16 protein-coding genes are annotated in these 19,182 nt (G+C 47.9%); 7 read left to right on the forward strand and 9 right to left on the reverse strand.

All coding sequences use genetic code 11. The annotated features are described in order from the left end of the window. Positions 1-32 precede the first annotated feature (32 nt). The gene (gene folM / locus K9N75_RS11495) at positions 33-755 is read right to left on the reverse strand and encodes a dihydromonapterin reductase (RefSeq protein ID WP_008813479.1); all 723 of its coding nucleotides are present in this window, start codon (positions 753-755) and stop codon (positions 33-35) included. 679 nt (positions 756-1,434) lie between these two features. Here folM and K9N75_RS11500 point away from each other — a divergent pair. After that, positions 1,435-1,854 (forward strand): hypothetical protein, encoded by a 420-nt coding sequence (locus tag K9N75_RS11500; RefSeq protein WP_020303748.1) that lies wholly within the window; start codon positions 1,435-1,437, stop codon positions 1,852-1,854. An 88-nt stretch (positions 1,855-1,942) separates the two neighbouring features. On the opposite strand, the gene K9N75_RS11505 is transcribed toward K9N75_RS11500, so the two are convergent. Together K9N75_RS11505 and ydgH are read right to left on the reverse strand one after the other, a co-directional pair. Then, positions 1,943-3,334 carry an amino acid permease gene (locus K9N75_RS11505; protein ID WP_008813481.1) on the reverse strand — a complete coding sequence of 464 codons (1,392 nt, stop codon included), beginning with the start codon at positions 3,332-3,334 and terminating at the stop codon, positions 1,943-1,945. A 278-nt stretch (positions 3,335-3,612) separates the two neighbouring features. Then, positions 3,613-4,563 carry a DUF1471 family protein YdgH gene (gene ydgH, locus K9N75_RS11510; RefSeq protein WP_008813482.1) on the reverse strand — a complete coding sequence of 317 codons (951 nt, stop codon included), beginning with the start codon at positions 4,561-4,563 and terminating at the stop codon, positions 3,613-3,615. A gap of 626 nt (positions 4,564-5,189) precedes the next feature. On the opposite strand from ydgH, the gene pntA reads away from it, so the two are divergent. Beyond that, positions 5,190-6,719 carry a Re/Si-specific NAD(P)(+) transhydrogenase subunit alpha gene (gene pntA, locus K9N75_RS11515; RefSeq protein WP_061060053.1) on the forward strand — a complete coding sequence of 510 codons (1,530 nt, stop codon included), beginning with the start codon at positions 5,190-5,192 and terminating at the stop codon, positions 6,717-6,719. A gap of 10 nt (positions 6,720-6,729) precedes the next feature. Further along, positions 6,730-8,121, forward strand: a complete 1,392-nt coding sequence (gene pntB, locus K9N75_RS11520) for a Re/Si-specific NAD(P)(+) transhydrogenase subunit beta (protein ID WP_008813484.1) — start codon at positions 6,730-6,732, stop codon at positions 8,119-8,121. A gap of 49 nt (positions 8,122-8,170) precedes the next feature. On the opposite strand, the gene K9N75_RS11525 is transcribed toward pntB, so the two are convergent. Then, positions 8,171-9,430 carry an MFS transporter gene (locus K9N75_RS11525; RefSeq protein WP_371419420.1) on the reverse strand — a complete coding sequence of 420 codons (1,260 nt, stop codon included), beginning with the start codon at positions 9,428-9,430 and terminating at the stop codon, positions 8,171-8,173. Between the two features lie 193 nt (positions 9,431-9,623). Here K9N75_RS11525 and K9N75_RS11530 point away from each other — a divergent pair, with 193 nt between their 5' ends. The 3 genes from K9N75_RS11530 to bioD all read left to right on the forward strand — a co-directional run bounded on the left by K9N75_RS11530 (position 9,624) and on the right by bioD (position 12,784). Next, on the forward strand, positions 9,624-10,529 hold the full coding sequence (locus K9N75_RS11530; protein ID WP_008813486.1) for a LysR family transcriptional regulator: 906 nt from the start codon (positions 9,624-9,626) through the stop codon (positions 10,527-10,529). Between the two features lie 140 nt (positions 10,530-10,669). Beyond that, positions 10,670-11,890, forward strand: coding sequence for a sugar metabolism global transcriptional regulator Mlc (mlc, locus tag K9N75_RS11535; protein WP_008813487.1), 1,221 nt, complete (start codon positions 10,670-10,672; stop codon positions 11,888-11,890). A 228-nt stretch (positions 11,891-12,118) separates the two neighbouring features. After that, a complete protein-coding gene (bioD, locus tag K9N75_RS11540) occupies positions 12,119-12,784 on the forward strand; it encodes a dethiobiotin synthase (protein WP_004089733.1) in 666 nt (221 codons plus the stop codon). Between the two features lie 10 nt (positions 12,785-12,794). Here the strand turns inward: bioD and clcB are convergent, their stop codons facing one another. Beyond that, entirely contained in the window at positions 12,795-14,072 is a 1,278-nt protein-coding gene (clcB, locus tag K9N75_RS11545; RefSeq protein ID WP_130974640.1) for a voltage-gated ClC-type chloride channel ClcB, read from the reverse strand. Positions 14,073-14,219: 147 nt separating this feature from the next. Continuing rightward, complete coding sequence (locus K9N75_RS11550; RefSeq protein WP_008813498.1) at positions 14,220-15,608, reverse strand: cytochrome-c peroxidase; 1,389 nt, start codon at positions 15,606-15,608, stop codon at positions 14,220-14,222. A 341-nt stretch (positions 15,609-15,949) separates the two neighbouring features. Here K9N75_RS11550 and K9N75_RS11555 point away from each other — a divergent pair, with 341 nt between their 5' ends. Further along, the gene (locus tag K9N75_RS11555) at positions 15,950-17,440 is read left to right on the forward strand and encodes an MDR family MFS transporter (protein ID WP_008813499.1); all 1,491 of its coding nucleotides are present in this window, start codon (positions 15,950-15,952) and stop codon (positions 17,438-17,440) included. Between the two features lie 53 nt (positions 17,441-17,493). Here K9N75_RS11555 and K9N75_RS11560 read toward each other — a convergent pair whose 3' ends face one another. From K9N75_RS11560 to ydfG, 3 genes are all read right to left on the reverse strand, one after another. Further along, positions 17,494-17,766 carry a DUF1161 domain-containing protein gene (locus tag K9N75_RS11560; RefSeq protein ID WP_008813500.1) on the reverse strand — a complete coding sequence of 91 codons (273 nt, stop codon included), beginning with the start codon at positions 17,764-17,766 and terminating at the stop codon, positions 17,494-17,496. Between the two features lie 43 nt (positions 17,767-17,809). Further along, a complete protein-coding gene (locus K9N75_RS11565; protein ID WP_048797676.1) occupies positions 17,810-18,142 on the reverse strand; it encodes a DUF1283 family protein in 333 nt (110 codons plus the stop codon). A gap of 240 nt (positions 18,143-18,382) precedes the next feature. Continuing rightward, positions 18,383-19,129, reverse strand: coding sequence for a bifunctional NADP-dependent 3-hydroxy acid dehydrogenase/3-hydroxypropionate dehydrogenase YdfG (gene ydfG, locus K9N75_RS11570; protein ID WP_008813502.1), 747 nt, complete (start codon positions 19,127-19,129; stop codon positions 18,383-18,385). Between the last annotated feature and the right edge of the window lie 53 nt (positions 19,130-19,182).

Consider the following 19,182-nt stretch of genomic DNA (forward strand, 5'->3'; position numbering starts at 1 on the left):
TGACCATTCGAAATAAATATTGATGTAGCGATTTACCGTAATGGTCGGCCACCATCAACGCTAATAGTACGTCCTGTAACAAAGCGACTGTTCAACAGAAACTCAATGGTGTTCACAATTTCTTGTTCACCGGGAGCAATTTTCATCAGTGATTTGTCCAAAGCCTTCTGACGATAGTCCTCACCATCTAGGCTATTAAACATAATGAGGGCGGGCGCAATGGCGTTAACTTTCACTTCTGGCGCCAATTTAGCGGCAAAGGAGCGAGTCATATTATCTAGTGCCGCTTTGCTGGCTGCGTAGGCAATATGCTTGGCACTACCGCGTTCCACGACGTAATCCGTAATATGAATAATATCTGAGCCAGCCTCACCTTGACCAACCAGTAACGGTTCAAGTAACTGATTGAGCAAATAGGGGGTGTAGACGTGAATCTGCAACATTTTCGCCAACGTATCTTCGGGCGCGATTTCTGCAGTCTCAGCAAGCCATGCGCTAGCGTTATGGATGACCGCTCGCAGCTTCGGTGTACAGGATTTGATCTGCTCAGCAAACTGATAGATCTCTTGGGTTTGAGTAAAGTCTCCCTGAATACATATTGCCCCCGCTTGACGTAGTCCATCTAATGCGGGGTATTCGCTACGATAGGCGACAATGACAGGTGTTCCTTGTGCTAGCAATGCATGAGCTAACGCCAGCCCAATTCTGCGGGCACCTCCGGTAATCAGGATGGGGGCGTTATAGGCGTTTGTCATCTGTCGGTTTCCTATGATCGTTAGCATTGCGCTCAAGTCGAATGTTGCCGCTGATTATGCCATCTGTCGCTAGGGTTAACATAGAGAAACGTTTCAGGTTCTCAGACACGAGATTGAGGCCATAATCACTGTTTTTATAGTGTTACGTGCGATTGAAATACATTAGTAGTAGTAATATCTACGCTAAAATAAAGGCTCTACCGCAGAGTATAAAGTTTTATAAATATGAGTTTAATTAATTAAAAAATTAATTTTATCTGCTTTTATAAATCCCTTGGTTTAAAAATGATTTTATGCCCGAACGTATGATTTTTACTTTGAGTCGCTAACATGCTGCTCTGGTTACAGCACGAGGTATGTCAGGTCAGGCGGGCCGATGCGAAAGAGATAAGTGAATATTGCTGGTATTATTAAGGTAATATATTTGATGTTAATTTTGTAAAATCTAATTAACGATTAAGTTAATTTTTTAATGGGAAGATAAAATAATGCTACGTCTATGATGATATTTATATTTCTTATATTAAGTTTCATTTTCTGTGTGGTTTTCTATTTAAGAAAGTGCCATTATGAATTGGCTGAATAATTAAAAAATATCTGCAACACCTGCGCAAAACATCATTTTGATACAATTTTACCTGTGCGCTATGTCGCAATCCAAGTGAGGGAGGCTAAGGAAATGTCCGGTAATCATTCAACCGTAGAGGATAGAAAAGCACTCTGTTTTGATTACACTCGGTTTCTATCGGCTTCCTGTAACAAGCACTGGGGTTTTATTGATGCTATATATGGCGTTATGCCGCTGTTCGGCATGGTGACTCGCTCTCAATCAAAATCGATTGAGAATCTCAACGCGCAGATTCGCCAATTGGCAATGCAGGTTTTATCGACACAGGTCAGCGATGAGACCAACATCGTACGGTTGATAGAACTGGTCAAAAATCAGGGGCTCCAAGAGTTAGATATTCAGCTTCCCTATGCATTGGAAGATGAACAACTGATGACCATACAAGCTGAGTGCCGGAATGCTGTCAGCATGACCCAATACGACGAGCGTTTGCATGTCGTCATTACGGTGAAAGAACCTAAGCGTAAATAAGTCATGTGCGTTGTGTTTACAGAGACAAAATAGACAAATAAAAAAGGTGGCTGATTAAGCCACCTTTTTTGCATTTCATTCTCGGTAGTTACCCAAACATAAACCAAGCGGCGGGGAAGGTTGCAAGCAACAGTAAGAAGATCCCCATACGTTCCATGCCGCACAGATCCTTTTTCCCCTCTAGGCCTCGGCGAGCAAACATGAAGACCAACAGCCCTGGCGCGTACAGCATGACAGACATCAAAAGATGAGTGATACCGGAGGCATAAATCAGCCATAACCCGTACGCACAGGCGCCATAGGCGGCGAAGATAATGCGTTTATCCTGCTTCTGGCGAGCCACTTTCAGCAGAAATGCGCCCACTAAAAAGTAAGGTACTAGAATCATCTCGGATGCGATGGTTAGCAGATTATTGTAATTAGCGCCGGTCAGCCAAATAATAATCAGCGTGATTTGCACCGCGCCGTTGGTTAACCATAGTGATGATGCTGGCGCCTCTTTACTGTTTTGCTTACCGAAAATTTTAGGAAAAGCGCCGTGCTGAGAGGCAAGAAACGGCACTTCGGCTGCCATGATAGTCCAGCTCAAGTAGGCACCACAAACAGAGACAATCAGACCGGCAGCAATGATGATCTCACCCATTGGCCCCATCATGTTAACCATCAAACCAGCCATAGATGGGTTGCGGATTTCAGCAAGTTCAGCACGTGGCATCACCCCTAGTGACAGCAGGGTAATCAACAGATAAACCACGAGAGCAGAGATGACTGCCAACATGGTCGCTAAGCCAACGTCTTTTTTATGTTTAGCTCGAGCAGAAACCACCACTGCGCCTTCGACCCCAATAAATACCCACAGAGTGAATAGCATTGTGTCTTTAACCTGTTCCCAAACCGGAACACCGAGCTTAACGCCGGTGAAATCTAGCTTAAAGGTATCGATCTTAAATGCCAGCGCGGCCAAAATGACGAATAAACCCAGCGGCAATAACTTCGCTAAGGTCGCCGCCAAATTAATCCCAGCAGCGGTTTTTACCCCTCGCAGAATCAGGAAGTGAACCACCCATAATAAAATGGATTCGCCGACGATGGCCTGCCAAGTGTTACCATCGCCAAACACGGTGTGTCCGGCTGAATCAGTGAAGAAACTCAGCGCTGCAAAAACGATCACCAAATAGGAGACGTTGGCAATGACGGCACACAGCCAGTATCCCCAAGCAGAGCAAAAACCAATCAGCTCCCCAAAGCCTTCTTTCGCATAAGTGAATATGCCACCGTCTAAGTCTGGACGAAGGCGTGTAAGTAGCAACATGGCAAAAGCAAGGAATAAAATACCAACACCGGTGATCGTCCAACCGATCAGTAGCGCAGCTGGACTGGCTACGGCAGCCATATTTTGTGGCAGACTAAAAACCCCAGCCCCCAACATAGAGCTGAGGACAAGAGCTGTTAAAGCGGTGAGTCCGAGTTTTTTTTCCAATGCAAAATCCTGAAAGCAGCTTAATTAACTGTTTGATAACATCTGATTGGTTTAAATAGGGTTGTAGCCGTAAATAAACAAAACAATAAACCGTAAAAAGTGGCGCCGATTGTACGAGTTGAGGGATAGGGGTGCAATGGATGCCTATGCGTTTTTTGCAAAAAAATATGCAAAAAGCATGAAGATCAATCCAAGCAGGCTAATGACGAGGGAGTTCTTTGCAAAGTTGAATAAAAAAGGGCAGCCATTGGCTGCCCTTGTGACGTAATAATTTAAATTTACTTGAACAGATCAGCGCTAACCGTAAGGTTGCCACCGCTCTTGTTCTGCCACTGGCGCGTAATATGGTAATACTTAGCGCCTTTTTTAGCGGCTCGTTTAGCAACTTCGGTTGAAACGTCGGTCATGCTATTGAAGTGGCCAGTAAAGGTCACTGAGTCAAACGGAACCATCTGCGCAGCGGTTGTGTTATTCACTTCCTGAATTTCTGTTCCATCAGGTAGCGTTACGGTGTAACGCTTGCCGGTGGATGACTGGGTTTCGAAGAAGCGGCCAATACCTGCGCTTGGCGTTCCCGAAGACGCCACACCTGGAATTTCTACGTTTGCGGCTGCCGCACCGCCGGCTGCAAGTGCCGCTTTACCTGCTTCAGAATCCGCTGGAATGGCGTCGGGGCTTTGCACCTGACGCTTAGGCGCGTCAGCTTTATAGATGTAAGCGGTGATGTACTGGTTACCACCACTGTTGGCATCGATTTGACGAATGATGAAATAAGAGTCGGCGCCTTTTTTCTTCGCAGCACGGCTGATTGCGTCGGTTGCATCAGGTTGGCTACGGAAGAAACCACTCACGGTAACGGTATCGTAAGGCTGCAGTGCGTAAGCCTCTGCCTTAGGCAGCTCCTTAACGCCATTGAACACGCGATATTGGGTGGTGTCCTTAACCGTTTCGGCATCTTTCTTATAAACGTCTGCCGTTACGCGCCAGTTACCGCCGTTATTGCTGTTGTTGATATCTTGGATATAGAAGTAATCCGCACCCATGCTATCAGCGCGACGAGAGATTGCGCTCGCTGCATCATTAATCGCGTTAAAACGTCCGCTGATGGTGACTCGGTCAAATGGCTTTAGTTCGGAGGCTTTCTCTGGCGTTAGTTCTTGTGCCGCTTGAGCAGACAGCGCAGTAAGAGACAATAACGCTGATGCAATAATGGTGGTTTTCAGCTTCATAAAAAATCCTTTACGCCTTTTTTGCATTGACGAGTGTTGCAGGGAGTACCGTTTAGTCTTTCACAGTTTTTGCTGCACAATCAATCAGGGTGACAGTGTTTGTAAAAATAATGGGGCAGATTATTACATGTAATAAGTTGTCATGCCTCAGTAATTTATGCGTAGTCAGTGATATGGTAACTAAATCGCATTTTTATGCCATACGGATATAAACCGAAGAAATGCATTGGACAATCAGATTACCGCACAGGTGTTAAGTTTATGTTAATTTAAAGCTTCAATCGTCTGATTTAACTAGATGAAAGTGCAAATGTGATGAATCTCTGCCCAGATTTTTTTCGGTAAAATCAATGTCATGAGCTCGGTTTTTACAATCGTTTTACTAATAACATACACAGAACGATAATTTTTATTAAATATATCCGTCAAGTGCATGGGAATAGTGGATCATCAACTCTATTTTCAGTAGGTTATAGGTAGCTATCAGTACCTCAAATGATAGGCGTTTTGTTATAGGCAATACGCCTTGTAAAAAAAGGTTTAGCAAACATTGAGCTGTAAAGCTCTAACGGTCATCGCTCCTATAGGATGACGCTCATCTTATTGACAGGTGAAAAGGGAAGATTATGCGTATTGGTATACCCAGAGAGCGGTTGGCCAATGAAGCCCGAGTAGCAGCTACGCCGAAAACGGTAGAGCAGCTACTCAAATTGGGTTTTAGCGTGGCCATCGAAAATGGTGCCGGCAAATTAGCCAGTTTCGACGATACGGCGTTCCAGCAAGCTGGCGCTGAAATTGTCGGCTATGAAGATGTTTGGCAGTCGGACGTCATTTTAAAAGTCAACGCGCCAGAAGATGAAGAAATTGCTCTGATGAATCCGGGCAGTACATTAATCAGCTTCATCTGGCCCGCGCAAAATCAAGAGCTGCTACAAAAACTGGCAGAACGTCAGGTTACCGTGATGGCCATGGACTCAGTGCCGCGCATTTCGCGTGCCCAGTCGCTGGATGCTTTGAGCTCAATGGCCAACATCGCTGGCTATCGCGCGATCGTCGAAGCTGCACATGAGTTTGGTCGTTTCTTTACTGGGCAAATCACTGCGGCGGGTAAAGTTCCACCGGCGAAGGTGATGGTTATCGGCGCAGGCGTTGCCGGTTTGGCTGCGATTGGTGCCGCCGGAAGCCTTGGTGCAATTGTTCGTGCATTCGATACCCGTCCAGAAGTGAAAGAGCAGGTTCAGAGTATGGGCGCAGAATTCCTCGAGTTAGATTTCGAGGAAGAAGCGGGCAGCGGCGATGGCTATGCCAAAGTGATGTCTCCTGCCTTTATCAAGGCTGAGATGGAGCTGTTTGCCGCACAGGCTAAAGATGTCGATATCATTGTGACGACGGCGCTTATCCCTGGGAAACCAGCACCACGGTTGATCACCAAAGAAATGGTTGAGTCAATGAAGCCGGGTAGCGTGATTGTCGATCTGGCAGCGCAAACCGGTGGCAACTGTGAACTGACCGTTGCGGATACCGTGACTGAAACGCCAAACGGCGTGAAAATTATCGGCTATACCGACCTGCCAAGCCGTTTACCCACGCAGTCCTCTCAGCTTTATGCGACGAACTTGGTGAATTTGCTCAAGCTTCTGTGTAAAGAAAAAGACGGCACGTTGAATGTTGATTTCGACGACACCGTGATTCGCGGTGTTACCGTGGTTAAAACCGGTGAAGTTACCTGGCCAGCGCCGCCGATTCAGGTTTCAGCACAGCCTAAAGCTAAAGCGGCCGAGCCGGTTGCAGCTAAAGAACCTGAGAAACCGGCCTCTCCATACAGAAAGTACGTCATATTAGCCGTTGCTATTATCCTGTTTGGTTGGCTGGCGAATGTAGCACCAAAAGAATTCCTTTCTCACTTTACTGTCTTTGCGCTCTCTTGCGTGGTCGGGTATTACGTGGTATGGAACGTCAGCCATGCGTTGCATACACCGTTGATGTCGGTGACCAATGCGATTTCAGGGATCATTGTCGTAGGGGCCGTACTGCAAATCGGTCATGGCGGCTGGATCACTTTCTTCGCGTTTATCGCCGTGCTGATTGCCAGCATTAACATTTTTGGTGGATTCACCGTGACTCAGCGCATGCTGAAAATGTTCCGGAAGAACTAAGGGGTAACACATGTCTGGAGGATTAGTTACTGCAGCATATATTGTTGCCGCAATCCTGTTTATTTTCAGTCTGGCGGGCTTGTCAAAGCACGAGACATCCAAGCAGGGTAATATCTTCGGCGTTGTCGGGATGGCAATCGCGCTGATCGCAACTATTTTCGGCCCTGACTCTAGCAACGTAGGCTGGATTATTGTCGCCATGGTTATCGGCGGTGCTATTGGTGTTTATCTGGCAAAGAAAGTCGAAATGACCGAAATGCCAGAGCTGGTTGCCGTGCTGCACAGCTTTGTCGGTTTAGCCGCGGTGCTTGTTGGGTTTAACAGCTTTATCGAACACCAGCCGGGCTCAATGGAACACGTGATGGAGAATATCCATCTGACTGAAGTGTTCCTTGGCATCTTCATCGGTGCGGTAACCTTTACTGGTTCAATCGTGGCGTTTGGTAAACTGCGCGGCACGATTTCATCAAAACCATTGATGTTACCAAATCGTCACAAGCTCAATCTGGCGGCTTTGGTTGTCTCTTTCCTACTCATGGTTTGGTTCGTGAATACCGGAAGCACCAGCGTGCAGGTCATGTGCGTACTGCTGATGACGATCATTGCGTTAGCCTTCGGCTGGCACCTTGTCGCGTCTATCGGCGGGGCGGATATGCCGGTTGTGGTTTCAATGCTGAACTCCTACTCCGGTTGGGCAGCCGCAGCAGCGGGCTTCATGCTGAGCAACGACCTGCTCATCGTAACGGGTGCTTTGGTCGGTTCTTCAGGTGCCATTCTGTCTTACATCATGTGTAAGGCAATGAACCGTTCATTCTTCAGCGTTATTGCCGGCGGTTTTGGTACTGATGGTTCTTCTACTGGTGAAGATCAGGAGATGGGCGAATACCGTGAAACGACGGCAGAAGAAGTTGCCGAACAACTGAAAGGCTCTTCATCGGTCATCATCACCCCAGGTTACGGCATGGCGGTGGCTCAGGCTCAGTATCCTGTAGCTGAAATTACCGCTAAGCTTCGCGCCATGGGGGTAAAAGTTCGCTTTGGTATTCACCCCGTTGCAGGGCGTTTACCGGGTCACATGAACGTATTATTAGCTGAAGCCAAAGTCCCGTATGATATCGTGCTAGAAATGGATGAAATCAATGATGACTTTGCAGACACCGATACCGTTTTAGTGATCGGCGCGAACGATACCGTTAACCCAGCGGCTATGGAAGATCCACGTAGTCCAATCGCGGGTATGCCGGTATTGGAAGTATGGAAAGCGCAGAATGTTATCGTATTCAAGCGCTCGATGAACACTGGCTACGCAGGCGTTCAAAATCCACTGTTCTTTAAAGAGAACACCCAAATGTTGTTCGGCGATGCCAAAGCGAGCGTTGAAGCTATTCTGCGCGCGCTGTAATCCCCGCTCATTGTAGATACCAAGGGCCGCAGATGCGGCCCTTTTTTACTTATATACGGCTTGCTTCGGGTAACCGTTTTAGAGAACGACTGATCCAAATGGCAAGTAATAACATCACGCCGAGAAATATCACAATGCCGTTCCAACCATACTGATTCCAGAATACTCCCCCCAGCGTTCCCGCTACGCTAGAGCCTGCGTAATAACAAAATAGATAGAGAGAGGATGCCTGACCTTTAGCACGGCGAGCACGGCGACCGATCCAGCTACTTGCTACGGAGTGCGCGGCAAAAAAACCGGCGGTAAATAACATCATTCCGATAAAAATAGCCACCAATGGCGCGAATAGGGTAATAAGCAACCCGATCAGCATAATGGATATCGACACAGTGAGAACCGGACCGCGGCCAAATTTACTGGTCAGTGCGCCCGCCTTGGGAGAACTATAGGAGCCGGTGAGGTACACGACCGATAAAAGTCCCACAAAGGCTTGGCTAAGAGAATATGGCGTGCCAAGCAGACGATAGCCAATATAATTAAATAGAGTCACAAAGCTTCCCATCAGTAGGAAACCTTCGGCGAAAAGAAGTGGCAGTCCACGGTCATGCCAGTGTAAACGGAAGTTGATAAGCAACGTCCTTGGGCGAAGTGAGGTTGCGCGGAAGTGCTTAGAGGCTGGCAGGATTTTCCAGAACATAAATGCAGCCGCGAGTGCGAAAAGCCCAATGATGGCGAGAGCGATTCGCCAAGAGAAGAAATCGGTTAGTACACCGCTAACTAATCGTCCACTCATTCCGCCAATTGAATTGCCACTGATATAAAGCCCCATAGAGAAAGCTACCACAGCGGGGTCAATTTCCTCACTCAAATAGGTCATCGCCACTGCGGCAACACCACTGAGCGAAAGCCCAACCATGGCACGCATAATCAAAATCCCGTGCCAACTAGTCATCATCGAACAAATCAGTGTACAAATCGCGGCTAGCAGCAGCGAGGTGACCATCACCTGTTTGCGTCCAATGGCGTCCGAAAGTGGGCCCGTAAACATAAGCCCAACGGCAAGGAGGCCCGTGGACACAGAAAGAGAAAGGCTACTGCTGGCGGGCGAAATGCCAAAATCGTGCGATAACACAGGCAGAATAGGCTGAACGCAATACAGCAGGGCAAAGGTAGCGAGTCCGGCCGAGAAAAGCGCAAGAGTGACGCGAATAAACTGCGGCTGTCCACGTTCTATAAAGGGGAGTTTATTTAATGTACGACGCGTTGGCGCAGCAGAAGGCGTTGAGGCCGAGCCTGATTGAGGCTGAATACTTTCAGCCGAAGGGGTATCCACTCTGTATCCTTACCGAAAATATCGGGTGTAACGGTTAACCAGCTCTACTGACCTCATTAATGTGCGGTAGCTCACAACGGCTGATGTAAATTCAGCATAGGTATCTGTCATTTTATTGTCTAATATATTAATAAATTCAAATGAGACTTTAAAAGTATCAATCAATAAAATGCGTATAGAAATCAGACACCTTAAATACTTTATTGCAGTGGCAGAAGAGTGCCATTTTGGCCGTGCCGCAGAGCGGTTGAATATCTCTCAACCCCCACTAAGCCAGCAGATTCAATACCTTGAACAAGAAGTCGGGGCGCGGTTATTAGCGCGCACCAATCGCAGCGTGAGTCTGACTCAGGCTGGGGAGCTGTTTCTCAAGGAGTGCTATGAAATCGTTAATCACCTTTCACAAGCGGCTGAAACGGCGGCGCGAGCGCACCGCGGTGAGTTGGGGAGCCTGAAAATTGGTTTTACCTCTTCGGCACCGTTTATTAGTCAGGTCGCCAGCAGTTTGTTTTCTTTCCGGCAACGTTATCCCTTAGTGCATATGCAAATGCGTGAGGTAAACACTAAGCAACAAATCGAACCGTTGCTGGAGGGGAAGTTAGATCTCGGCGTCATGCGTAACACTCGTCTCCCCGATATGCTGGCGCATCAACTATTGTTACGTGAGCCGTTGGTTGCCGTTTTGCATAAAAATCATCCACTTGCGGCGGGGGAGCATAAGCCGCTTAAATTTAGCGATTTAGCCCAGCAGCCTTTTGTCTTTTTCTCACGCGAAGTTGGGACGGCATTGTATGACGAGATTTTAACCTTACTGCTCAATGCGGGGATTACGCCCTACATCACGCAAGAAGTCGGAGAGGCGATGACGATTGTTGGTCTCGTGTCGGCAGGGTTAGGGGTTTCGATTCTGCCCGCATCTTTTACTCGCATCCAAGTGGATGGCGTCTGCTATCGGCCCTTGGATGAAGACAATGCTTTCACTGAAGTTTGGTTAGTTTACAACAAGAATAGGGCATTAACCGCACAGGCAACCGCCCTAATAGCATTAATGCTTTCTCAACAGCAGATAAAATAATCGAAAACAAAGTCTGTGTAGCTGAGCTTATTTGTGCGCTAAATCACATAACGAATCAAATAGTTGACGCGTTTCCACAAAACCGACACCATAGCATTAATATTTATTTAGAAGCGTGAAAAATAAGCAGGAGTAGGTGGGTGATAGCTGAAAGCCAACCGGGTCATATTGATCAAATAAAGCAGATAAATGCAGGGGCGGTATACCGCCTAATTGATCAACATGGCCAAATTTCACGCATTGAGTTATCAAAACGCGCCCAGCTAGCCCCTGCCAGTATCACTAAGATTGTGCGCGAACTGCTTGAAGCCCATCTGGTGCAGGAAACTGAATTTCAGGATCTCGGTAGCCGTGGGCGTCCCGCAGTGGGGTTAATTCTAGATACGGTCGCTTGGCACTATCTCTGTGTACGCGTTGGACATGGCGTCATGACGCTAGCGCTGCGTGACTTAAGCAGTAAATTAGTTGCGGAAGACGATATAGATCTCCCTGCTCAGGCCGAACAGCCGCTTCTTGAACGAATCATTAATGAAATCGATCAGTTTTTTATTCGCCATCAGAATAAATTAGAACGCTTGACCGCTATCGCAATAACGCTTCCGGGGTTAATTAATTCTGCCAAAGGCATGGTACATCGCATGCCATTTTATGCAGATGTCTGTGATATGCCTCTTGGCCCCGAACTTGAGCAACATACAGGACTACCGGTATTCCTGCAGCATGATATATGTGCATGGACAATGGCCGAATCCTTATTCGGTGCGGGGGAAGGTTGCGGCAATATGCTGCAGGTCGTCATCGACCATGATGTTGGCGCGGGGGTGATTACCGATGGGCGTTTGCTCAATGGAGGACGCCATAGCGTTGTCGAAATTGGCCATACGCAGGTCGATCCATACGGCAAACAATGTTACTGCGGGAATCATGGCTGCCTAGAAACCGTCGCAGGGCTTGATCATATTCTGGATCTCGCTCAGCAACGCTTACCTCTTTCTCCCTCGTCGCTGTTACATAATGGCCCCATTACCATTGACGCTATCTGTCAGGCCGCGATGCAGGGCGATCAGCTGTCTAAAGATATCATTAGCAGCGTCGGTAATAACGTTGGCCGAATCTTGGCTATCATGGTTAACCTGTTTAACCCAGACAAGATCTTAATTGGTTCACCGCTCAATCAGGCAAGCGCAATCCTTTTTCCTTCGATTAATGCGGCGATCCAACAGCAATCTCTACCGTACTATGCGCATGGCTTGAACGTCGAGGCGACCCATTTCCGTAATAATGGCACTATGCCCGCTGCGGCTTTGGTCAAAGAGGCGCTGTATAACGGTTCGTTGCTGGTTCAGTTACTTCAAGGTTGATGTTCCGCCCCTATTTCTTCAGCTAAACGCCTTTCTATTTCATACCCCCATAGGGGTATAAATCGCGATATTTCATGAATTTGTCCGCTCGATAAACAAAATATTGAGCTAACGCAAGCTGCCGCTTTGCTGCTTCGCCTAGACTTTTCTCTATTCTTGACGGTGGAGGAGAGTTATCACTTCACCATTTTTTTGTGTTTTTGTCGGAGTTTCTCCGGAGTAATATTCATGTTAAAGCGTGTTTTCGTCACAGGAACTGACACTGAAGTAGGTAAAACCGTCGTTTCTCGTGCTTTACTGCAATCCATCCATGCTTCTGGCGCTACTGCTTTAGGCTATAAACCTATTGCCGTTGGTAGTGAAGAAACCCCGCAAGGACTGCGTAATAAAGATGCGTTAACATTGCAGGCATCCTCTTCGATCCCATTGACCTACGACGAAGTGAACCCCATAACGCTGCAGGAAGAAATTGCTAACGCATATACAGGGGAGGCACTGGACTACAGCTTGATGAGCCGCGGTTTGCAGAACCTGAGCAGCAAAGCGGAGCATTTGGTCGTTGAAGGAACCGGCGGATGGCGTGTATTAATGCAAGATTTGCGTCCGCTGTCTGAATGGGTGGTGCAAGAGCAATTGCCTGTCATTTTAGTGGTGGGGATTAAGCTGGGTTGTATTAGTCATGCGATCCTCACTGCCCAAGCGATTATCAACGATGGTCTGCCGTTTGCCGGCTGGATTGCTAACCGAATCAACCCAGGCCTATCTCATTATGCGGAAACGCTGGAAGCGCTGCGTCAAAAGCTGCCAGGGCCACAGTTAGGAGAGATTCCCTATCTGTTCCGACCTGAAGAGAAAGATCTTTCTAAATATATCGATCTCTCACCGCTGAAATAACAAACGCTTTTTATTTTCGATATACCGACCCTGCCCGCAGCCAGCGAGATAGGGTCGTTGCTAGCACACACGACAGCAGCAATCCTGGAAGCAGGGTATACTCTCCCGTCATCTCAAACACCATCAATGCAGACATCACCGGCGCATGGGTGGTTGCTGCCAACAGCGTCGCCATGCCGGTTAACGCCATCAATAACGTAATATGCTGGCCCATCTCAGGCCAAATGGCACAAACCTGTCCCACCAACGCCCCAAGTGCGGCGCCAATAAACAGCGTGGGAGTGAATACACCACCGGGAGCCCCCGATCCGCTACTGGCTAAAATTGCCACCAGCTTACAGATCAATATGGCTGCAATAAGCAATACACCGGGTGGTGCGGTTAACAGTGATTGAACCACGCTGTAGCCATTCCCCCAGACCTCTGGAAATAGAATCGATAGTCCCCCTACGATTAACCCGCCAAGCGCCAGTTGCAACGGTGGCGGCAGGCGCAAGTGATGGAAGAAATTGCTGCTGTATTGCATCAGCATTAAAAAGAGTGGTCCTGTAAAACCTGCGATAATACCCAGCGTTGCCATAAGTACGTACTGAATAGGCCACGGCGCAGTGAGGATTTGTACCTGATAGAGCGTTTCTTGACCGCCATTAAGCAAATTGCTCATTAACAACGCGCTAACGGCAGAGATCACCACGGGTCCCAGCGACGCCAACATCAGAGAACCAAACAGGATCTCAGCGATGAATAGACTACCGGCTAACGGCGCATGATAAGCGCTAGCCATGCCCGCGGCGGCACCACAGGCTACCCACAATTTCCACTCTTTAAACGGTGTGAAATAGCGTGCGAATATCGAAGCAAACAGGGCGGCTAACAGGATCATCGCACCTTCACGACCAATAGCACTGCCGCTGGAAACCACGATAAGCGAAGCAAGGCTTTTAACCAGACTCGCGGATACATCTAAACGGCCGTCGCCAGCATCAAAAGCTTCCATATAGTCGGTGGGGGCTGAAGGGCGTTGGTGCTGATATTTCTGGAATAGCCACAAAATACAACCGGCGACTAATCCCCCGAGTGCTGGCGTTAGCAAGCGCCGCCATAATGGGAGATCGGCAGCAGCGGCCACTAAACTTCCGCGGCGACTGCCGAGAAACAGCCATTCGAGCTGAAGCATCGACTGATGAAATAACCAAACGACGGTGGCGGCAGCGATACCGAGGATCATTGAGATAACCAAACGGCGTAGCATGAGTTGATAATGTTGCATATGAATCAAACGTTTCATGCGTGGTGAAGTCATATTGGCCGTGGGTTTCCATCGCAGTATGCACAGGCGATTTCGGCTGTGCTATTCAGAAAAGTGTTGCCAGTTTAAGGGTTTTATCTACAGGAAGAAACTGTGCTGCAATCATGCAGCACAGTGAGTCAGAGGCTAGTGAATGGGATAGGGGGTATAAACCCCATTTAGCGATTCAAGGAAGGCAACGATATCATTCACATCTTGCTGTGGAAGCGTTGTACCTACCTGATATTTCAGCATCAGTTTTACAGCTTCATCAAGCGTTGGAACGTCACCGCGGTGGAAATATGGTGCTGTTAATGCAACGTTACGCAGCGTCGGCACTTTCTGACGGAAACGATCGCGCTCACCTTGGGTTACGTTCAGACGACCAATATCCGCACTGGTCACATGACCGAAAGCGAAATCCTGCTTCAAGCCAAGTGGCTCAAACGCCTGGCCTCCCAAAATTTTACCCGTATGGCAGGTAGCACATTTGTTATCTTTAAATAGCTGATAACCGTGTAGCTGTTGAGCCGTTAGCGCCTTATCGTCACCGCGAAGATAGCGGTCAAATGGGCTATCCGGTGTGATTAGCGTTTTCTCAAACTCAGCAATCGCATCGGTGATGGTATCGCCAGTAAAGCCTTCAGGATAAACCGCTGTAAACTGCTGTTTTAGCGCCGCATCTTGATTAAGTTTGCCCGTAATCTCATCCCAAGACTTAGATGCCATCTCGATTGGATTCAGTGGTGGGCCTCCCGCTTGTTTCTGTAAATCAGGTGCTCGACCGTCCCAGAACTGTTCAACGTTGAAGACTGCGTTAAACACTGTTGGTGCGTTGATGGGGCCCACTTCACCGCCGACGCCAATCGAGGTTTGGCGTCCATCAACACCGCCGGCGCCTAGTTGGTGACAATGCACGCAGGCGATAGAGTTATCACCAGACAAACGCGGATCATGATATAAGCGGAAACCTAAAGCCACTTTATCAGCTTGAACAGGGATCGTACGTGGCAGTGGCTGAACGGGTTCGTTCATTAACGCGGGAGACATGTCTTTGGCAGCGTAGTATTTAATACGCTGATCTTTGACCCAGTTTAGAATGCCTTTGCGTTCTTCTTCACTGAGAGAACCAGCCCAATGCAAAGCGGTATAGCGAGTGGGTGGCATCGTATTGTGTTGCATTACCCATTCCACTTTAGCGATATCCCCCTGTGGAGGAGGAGTATCATGGATCAAGCTGTTGCGGATTGGCGTGAGATCAAACGACTTGTAGCCCAGATTTATATCGTATTCCATTAATTGCTTCGCAATCGGGAACTGTGAATAAAACGGTAACTTCGCCGATGGCGTATGGCAGTAGTCGCAGCCTTTCTCACTCAACGTTTTCAATACCGCAGCATTCTGCGCTGAGAGCGATGCTTGCTCAGGCATGGTGATGCGCTGTTTGTCATGGTAATAAACGTATCCCGCCAGACCTAGGTATCCCACAACGCCCACCGTCGCAGCAATCCCTAAAACTTTGGTTATTTTTATCATGTTAAAACTCCATTTCAGAGCATGAAATAGGAGCGCGTCTGCGATGGACGCAATCCTCAGAGGGCCAAAATTGGCCTTCCCATAGTGCGGGTTGCTACCTGCCACTTTATTGACCACTATCAATGATATGGGCAGGGGCTGCCTATCGTTAGAATAGGATTTAGCAATCAATTGAATTTAGGTATCCGTAAAACAGATGTGTGACAGTGTCACAATGTGGAGTTAAACCCGACTTATTTTGCAATCTCATTCGCATCCTTGCACCGCTCATCATCCATCTTTCATTATTCATGCTACTGTAAAAGGCTAGTTATACGTATTATTTAAGATGAGGCAGCAGTATGGTGGAACAGGTTGAACAACAACATGGACAGCGCGGTATCGTGTTAACAGCCTGCATGCTTGCCACATTTATGGCTGCGGTTGAAGTGACGATTGTATCTACTGCCATGCCAACCATCATCGGTGATTTAGGCGGCTTTTCACTATTAGGCTGGGTGTTTGCGGCGTATCTGCTGACTCAGGCGATATCCATTCCGATCTATGGGCGTCTGGCCGATCTCTACGGTCGCAAAAGCATGTTTTACATTGGCGCATCGCTGTTTTTGCTGGGGTCGGTGCTATGTGGTTTTGCCAACAACATGCTGTGGATGATTGTTTTTCGCGCGATACAGGGCATGGGGGCAGGTGCAATCACGCCAATTGCATTTACCATCGTTGCTGATATTTATTCACCAGCAGAACGACCTAAAATTCAGGGGTATCTGTCCAGCGTGTGGGGGGTATCCGCGATTGTGGGTCCGCTGATGGGCGCCTTTATCGTACAGCATTTTAACTGGGCTTTGGTTTTTTGGGTTAACGTTCCCATTGGGCTTACGGCCATGTACCTGTTGTGGCGTTACTTTCCGGAAACACTCCAGCCGCGAGTCCATCCGTTGGATATCGCGGGTACGGCGTGGTTAACCATTGCTGTGGCATCGCTTTTAGTTGCGCTGCTTCAGGCAGATATTCTGGGATACTGGGTGGTGCCATTGTTGTTGATATCCTCTATTGCATCATTTTTTCTGTTACGCCAAGAGAGAAGAGCAATCGAACCACTGTTCCCACTCGAGTTATGGCGTAATAAAGTTATTGTGGCAGGCAATATCGGTGGTTTAGTTGTGGGAGCCTCGATGATGGGGGTTGCTGCGTTTTTACCTACTTTTGTGCAAGGTGTCATGGGCGGCACACCACTGCAAGCGGGAACGACTCTGGCCATGATGTCAATTGGATGGCCGATCGCCAGTGCGCTGAGCGGCCGCATGATGCTACGTACCTCTTATCGAGCAACGGCGTTATTTGGCAGCATATTATTAATTACCGGAAGCCTTGTGTTACTGATGCAGCAGCCTGATAGCGGTCTACTGTGGGGGCGTATTGCCGCCTTTATTATCGGCTGCGGTATGGGTATGACTAACACTACATTTTTGGTTTCGGTGCAAAATATTGCGCCGCCAACCATGCGGGGTATTGCTACAGCCTCAACGGTGTTTACTCGAATGCTGGGTTCAGCGCTAGGCACCGCGGTTCTTGGTGCAACGTTAAACTTGAATCTCGACTGGCGATTGCCAGATATTCACGATCCAGTACAGAAATTAATGAGCCTACATAGAGAGGGTTTTATTACTGACCCCGCAATGCAGCATCTAACAGAACAAGTAGCCGCATCACTTCATTGGGTTTTCATGGCTGCTGCGATACTTTCACTTTTTGCGCTCATTACCGCCTGGCTTATTCCCGCAAAATTAAAACCACAAAGTGCGCCAAATGTAGAGCTGGAGAGTGAGTGTTAGATGTAAAAAAGGCTGCGATAAGCAGCCTTTTAGCATTAAGTTCTTCATCGAGATCAGTGTGCAGCAGGGGTAGCCGTGCTCTCATCTTCGTTGCCATTGATACGCTGATAAATAATCTTTTGCGTGTCATTTTCGCAATGGCCGACAACCTGTCCACCGCTAGATTCCGCCTGATCGTTTGGCACAATATCCAGCGTAAAGCCTGACTCGGGTACGCCATTATTGATAATCTTTTGGCTAATATCTGCTTTGACCGTTTCACAGGATGCTTGAGCAGCCAATGGAATCGCGCCTAACAGCATGATGCCAATCAATGATTTCTTCATGAAATTCCTCCAAGTTTCCTAAGGGTAGACTCGACTTCAACGCTTATGGATTAAGCGGGCGACCAGTATTTCTATCTAGGCAACGTTGGGTGTTGGGCTCCCAGTATGCGTTGACGTTAAGGCTTTTCTCACATGCATCCTGCAAATCAACCGCTTTATCGAATTTATCGAACTGTTTCTCAACGCGTGTATTCACCTTATTGCGCAAAGAGCGAGTATCATCCCATTGCTCTTTTTGCTGGCGCGCATCTTCCTTCGTCAGCGAGTTATCTTGACCGCCGCTTGAGCCGAATACACACGTGCTGCCTGATGCACAAGAGTCAGCCAAAGCTGATGCTTGCCAGCCGCCCATAATGAGGGCTGCAGCTAAAGGCATCCAACGAGCGACCACCTGTAATTTTTTTAGTTTCACGTAGTTATCCTCATTTTTCCATGACCGATTTTCTCGATCATCACACGCAATATAGAGCCACTATAACACCCGATCAGTTTCGCTGATAGTTTGTATCAAGGCTGGTTGCGGTGTGGTTTAGTCAAAAGAGAGAGGGCAGATAAAGCTAAACTTCAACGATTGGTAAAGGCGTTCAATGCAAAAGTTTAGCTTGTTATCTGATACTTAACCGCGGTGAACAGAGAGCGGGGCGAAGGACTGACTCACTGGCATCATTTCAATGGTGTTGATGTTGACATGTGCTGGCAGCGTCGCAACCCAATATACGGCTTCTGCAATATCTACAGCGCTTAGGGCATTGGCGTTTTCATAGGTTTTACCAACACGCTCATTGTCACCTTTGAAACGCACGTTTGAGAACTCAGTGCCGCCAACAAGACCGGGTTCAATATCGCTAACGCGCACTCGAGTTCCGTGTAAATCAGCGCGTAGACCCAAACTAAATTGTTTTACAAATGCTTTGGTGGCGCCGTAAACATTCCCTCCAGCGTAAGGCCAATTCGCTGCCGTTGAACCGATATTGATGATGTGTCCAACGTTACGCTCAACCATATCAGGTAGGATTGCCCGGGTCATATTGACTAAACCTTTAGCATTTGTGTCAATCATCGTATCCCAGTCATCAATATTTGCTTTATGCGCAGGCTCTAGCCCCAGCGCTAATCCAGCGTTATTGACCAAGACATCAATGCGACGTTTCTCGACAGGGAGGCTTTCCAGCGCTTGTTGGATGGCCGCACGATTCCGTACGTCTAACTGCAGGATTGTTAGTGCATCACCCAGTTCATCTTTGAGCTTTTCGAGGCGTTCCAAACGGCGACCGGTCGCAATGACATGATGTCCATTTTTGATAAATTTGCGCGTGATAGCTTCACCGAATCCTGCAGTAGCACCGGTTACAAATATATTCATTTCAAATTGCCTCGTTAAGTTAGCCTAAAATCCAGTCCATTCAATCTACCAGA

This window comes from Hafnia paralvei (assembly GCF_020150375.1).
GTDB classification, from domain to species: domain Bacteria; phylum Pseudomonadota; class Gammaproteobacteria; order Enterobacterales; family Enterobacteriaceae; genus Hafnia; species Hafnia paralvei.

Bases quoted from the DNA above. Each gene is read 5' to 3' on its own strand.
- folM (WP_008813479.1), bottom strand. From the start codon at position 755: ATGACAAACGCCTATAACGCCCCCATCCTGATTACCGGAGGTGCCCGC.
- K9N75_RS11500 (WP_020303748.1), top strand. From the start codon at position 1,435: ATGTCCGGTAATCATTCAACCGTAGAGGATAGAAAAGCACTCTGTTTT.
- ydgH (WP_008813482.1), bottom strand. From the start codon at position 4,563: ATGAAGCTGAAAACCACCATTATTGCATCAGCGTTATTGTCTCTTACT.
- pntA (WP_061060053.1), top strand. From the start codon at position 5,190: ATGCGTATTGGTATACCCAGAGAGCGGTTGGCCAATGAAGCCCGAGTA.
- pntB (WP_008813484.1), top strand. From the start codon at position 6,730: ATGTCTGGAGGATTAGTTACTGCAGCATATATTGTTGCCGCAATCCTG.
- K9N75_RS11530 (WP_008813486.1), top strand. From the start codon at position 9,624: ATGCGTATAGAAATCAGACACCTTAAATACTTTATTGCAGTGGCAGAA.
- bioD (WP_004089733.1), top strand. From the start codon at position 12,119: ATGTTAAAGCGTGTTTTCGTCACAGGAACTGACACTGAAGTAGGTAAA.
- clcB (WP_130974640.1), bottom strand. From the start codon at position 14,072: ATGAAACGTTTGATTCATATGCAACATTATCAACTCATGCTACGCCGT.
- K9N75_RS11550 (WP_008813498.1), bottom strand. From the start codon at position 15,608: ATGATAAAAATAACCAAAGTTTTAGGGATTGCTGCGACGGTGGGCGTT.
- K9N75_RS11555 (WP_008813499.1), top strand. From the start codon at position 15,950: ATGGTGGAACAGGTTGAACAACAACATGGACAGCGCGGTATCGTGTTA.
- K9N75_RS11560 (WP_008813500.1), bottom strand. From the start codon at position 17,766: ATGAAGAAATCATTGATTGGCATCATGCTGTTAGGCGCGATTCCATTG.
- K9N75_RS11565 (WP_048797676.1), bottom strand. From the start codon at position 18,142: ATGCCTTTAGCTGCAGCCCTCATTATGGGCGGCTGGCAAGCATCAGCT.
- ydfG (WP_008813502.1), bottom strand. From the start codon at position 19,129: ATGAATATATTTGTAACCGGTGCTACTGCAGGATTCGGTGAAGCTATC.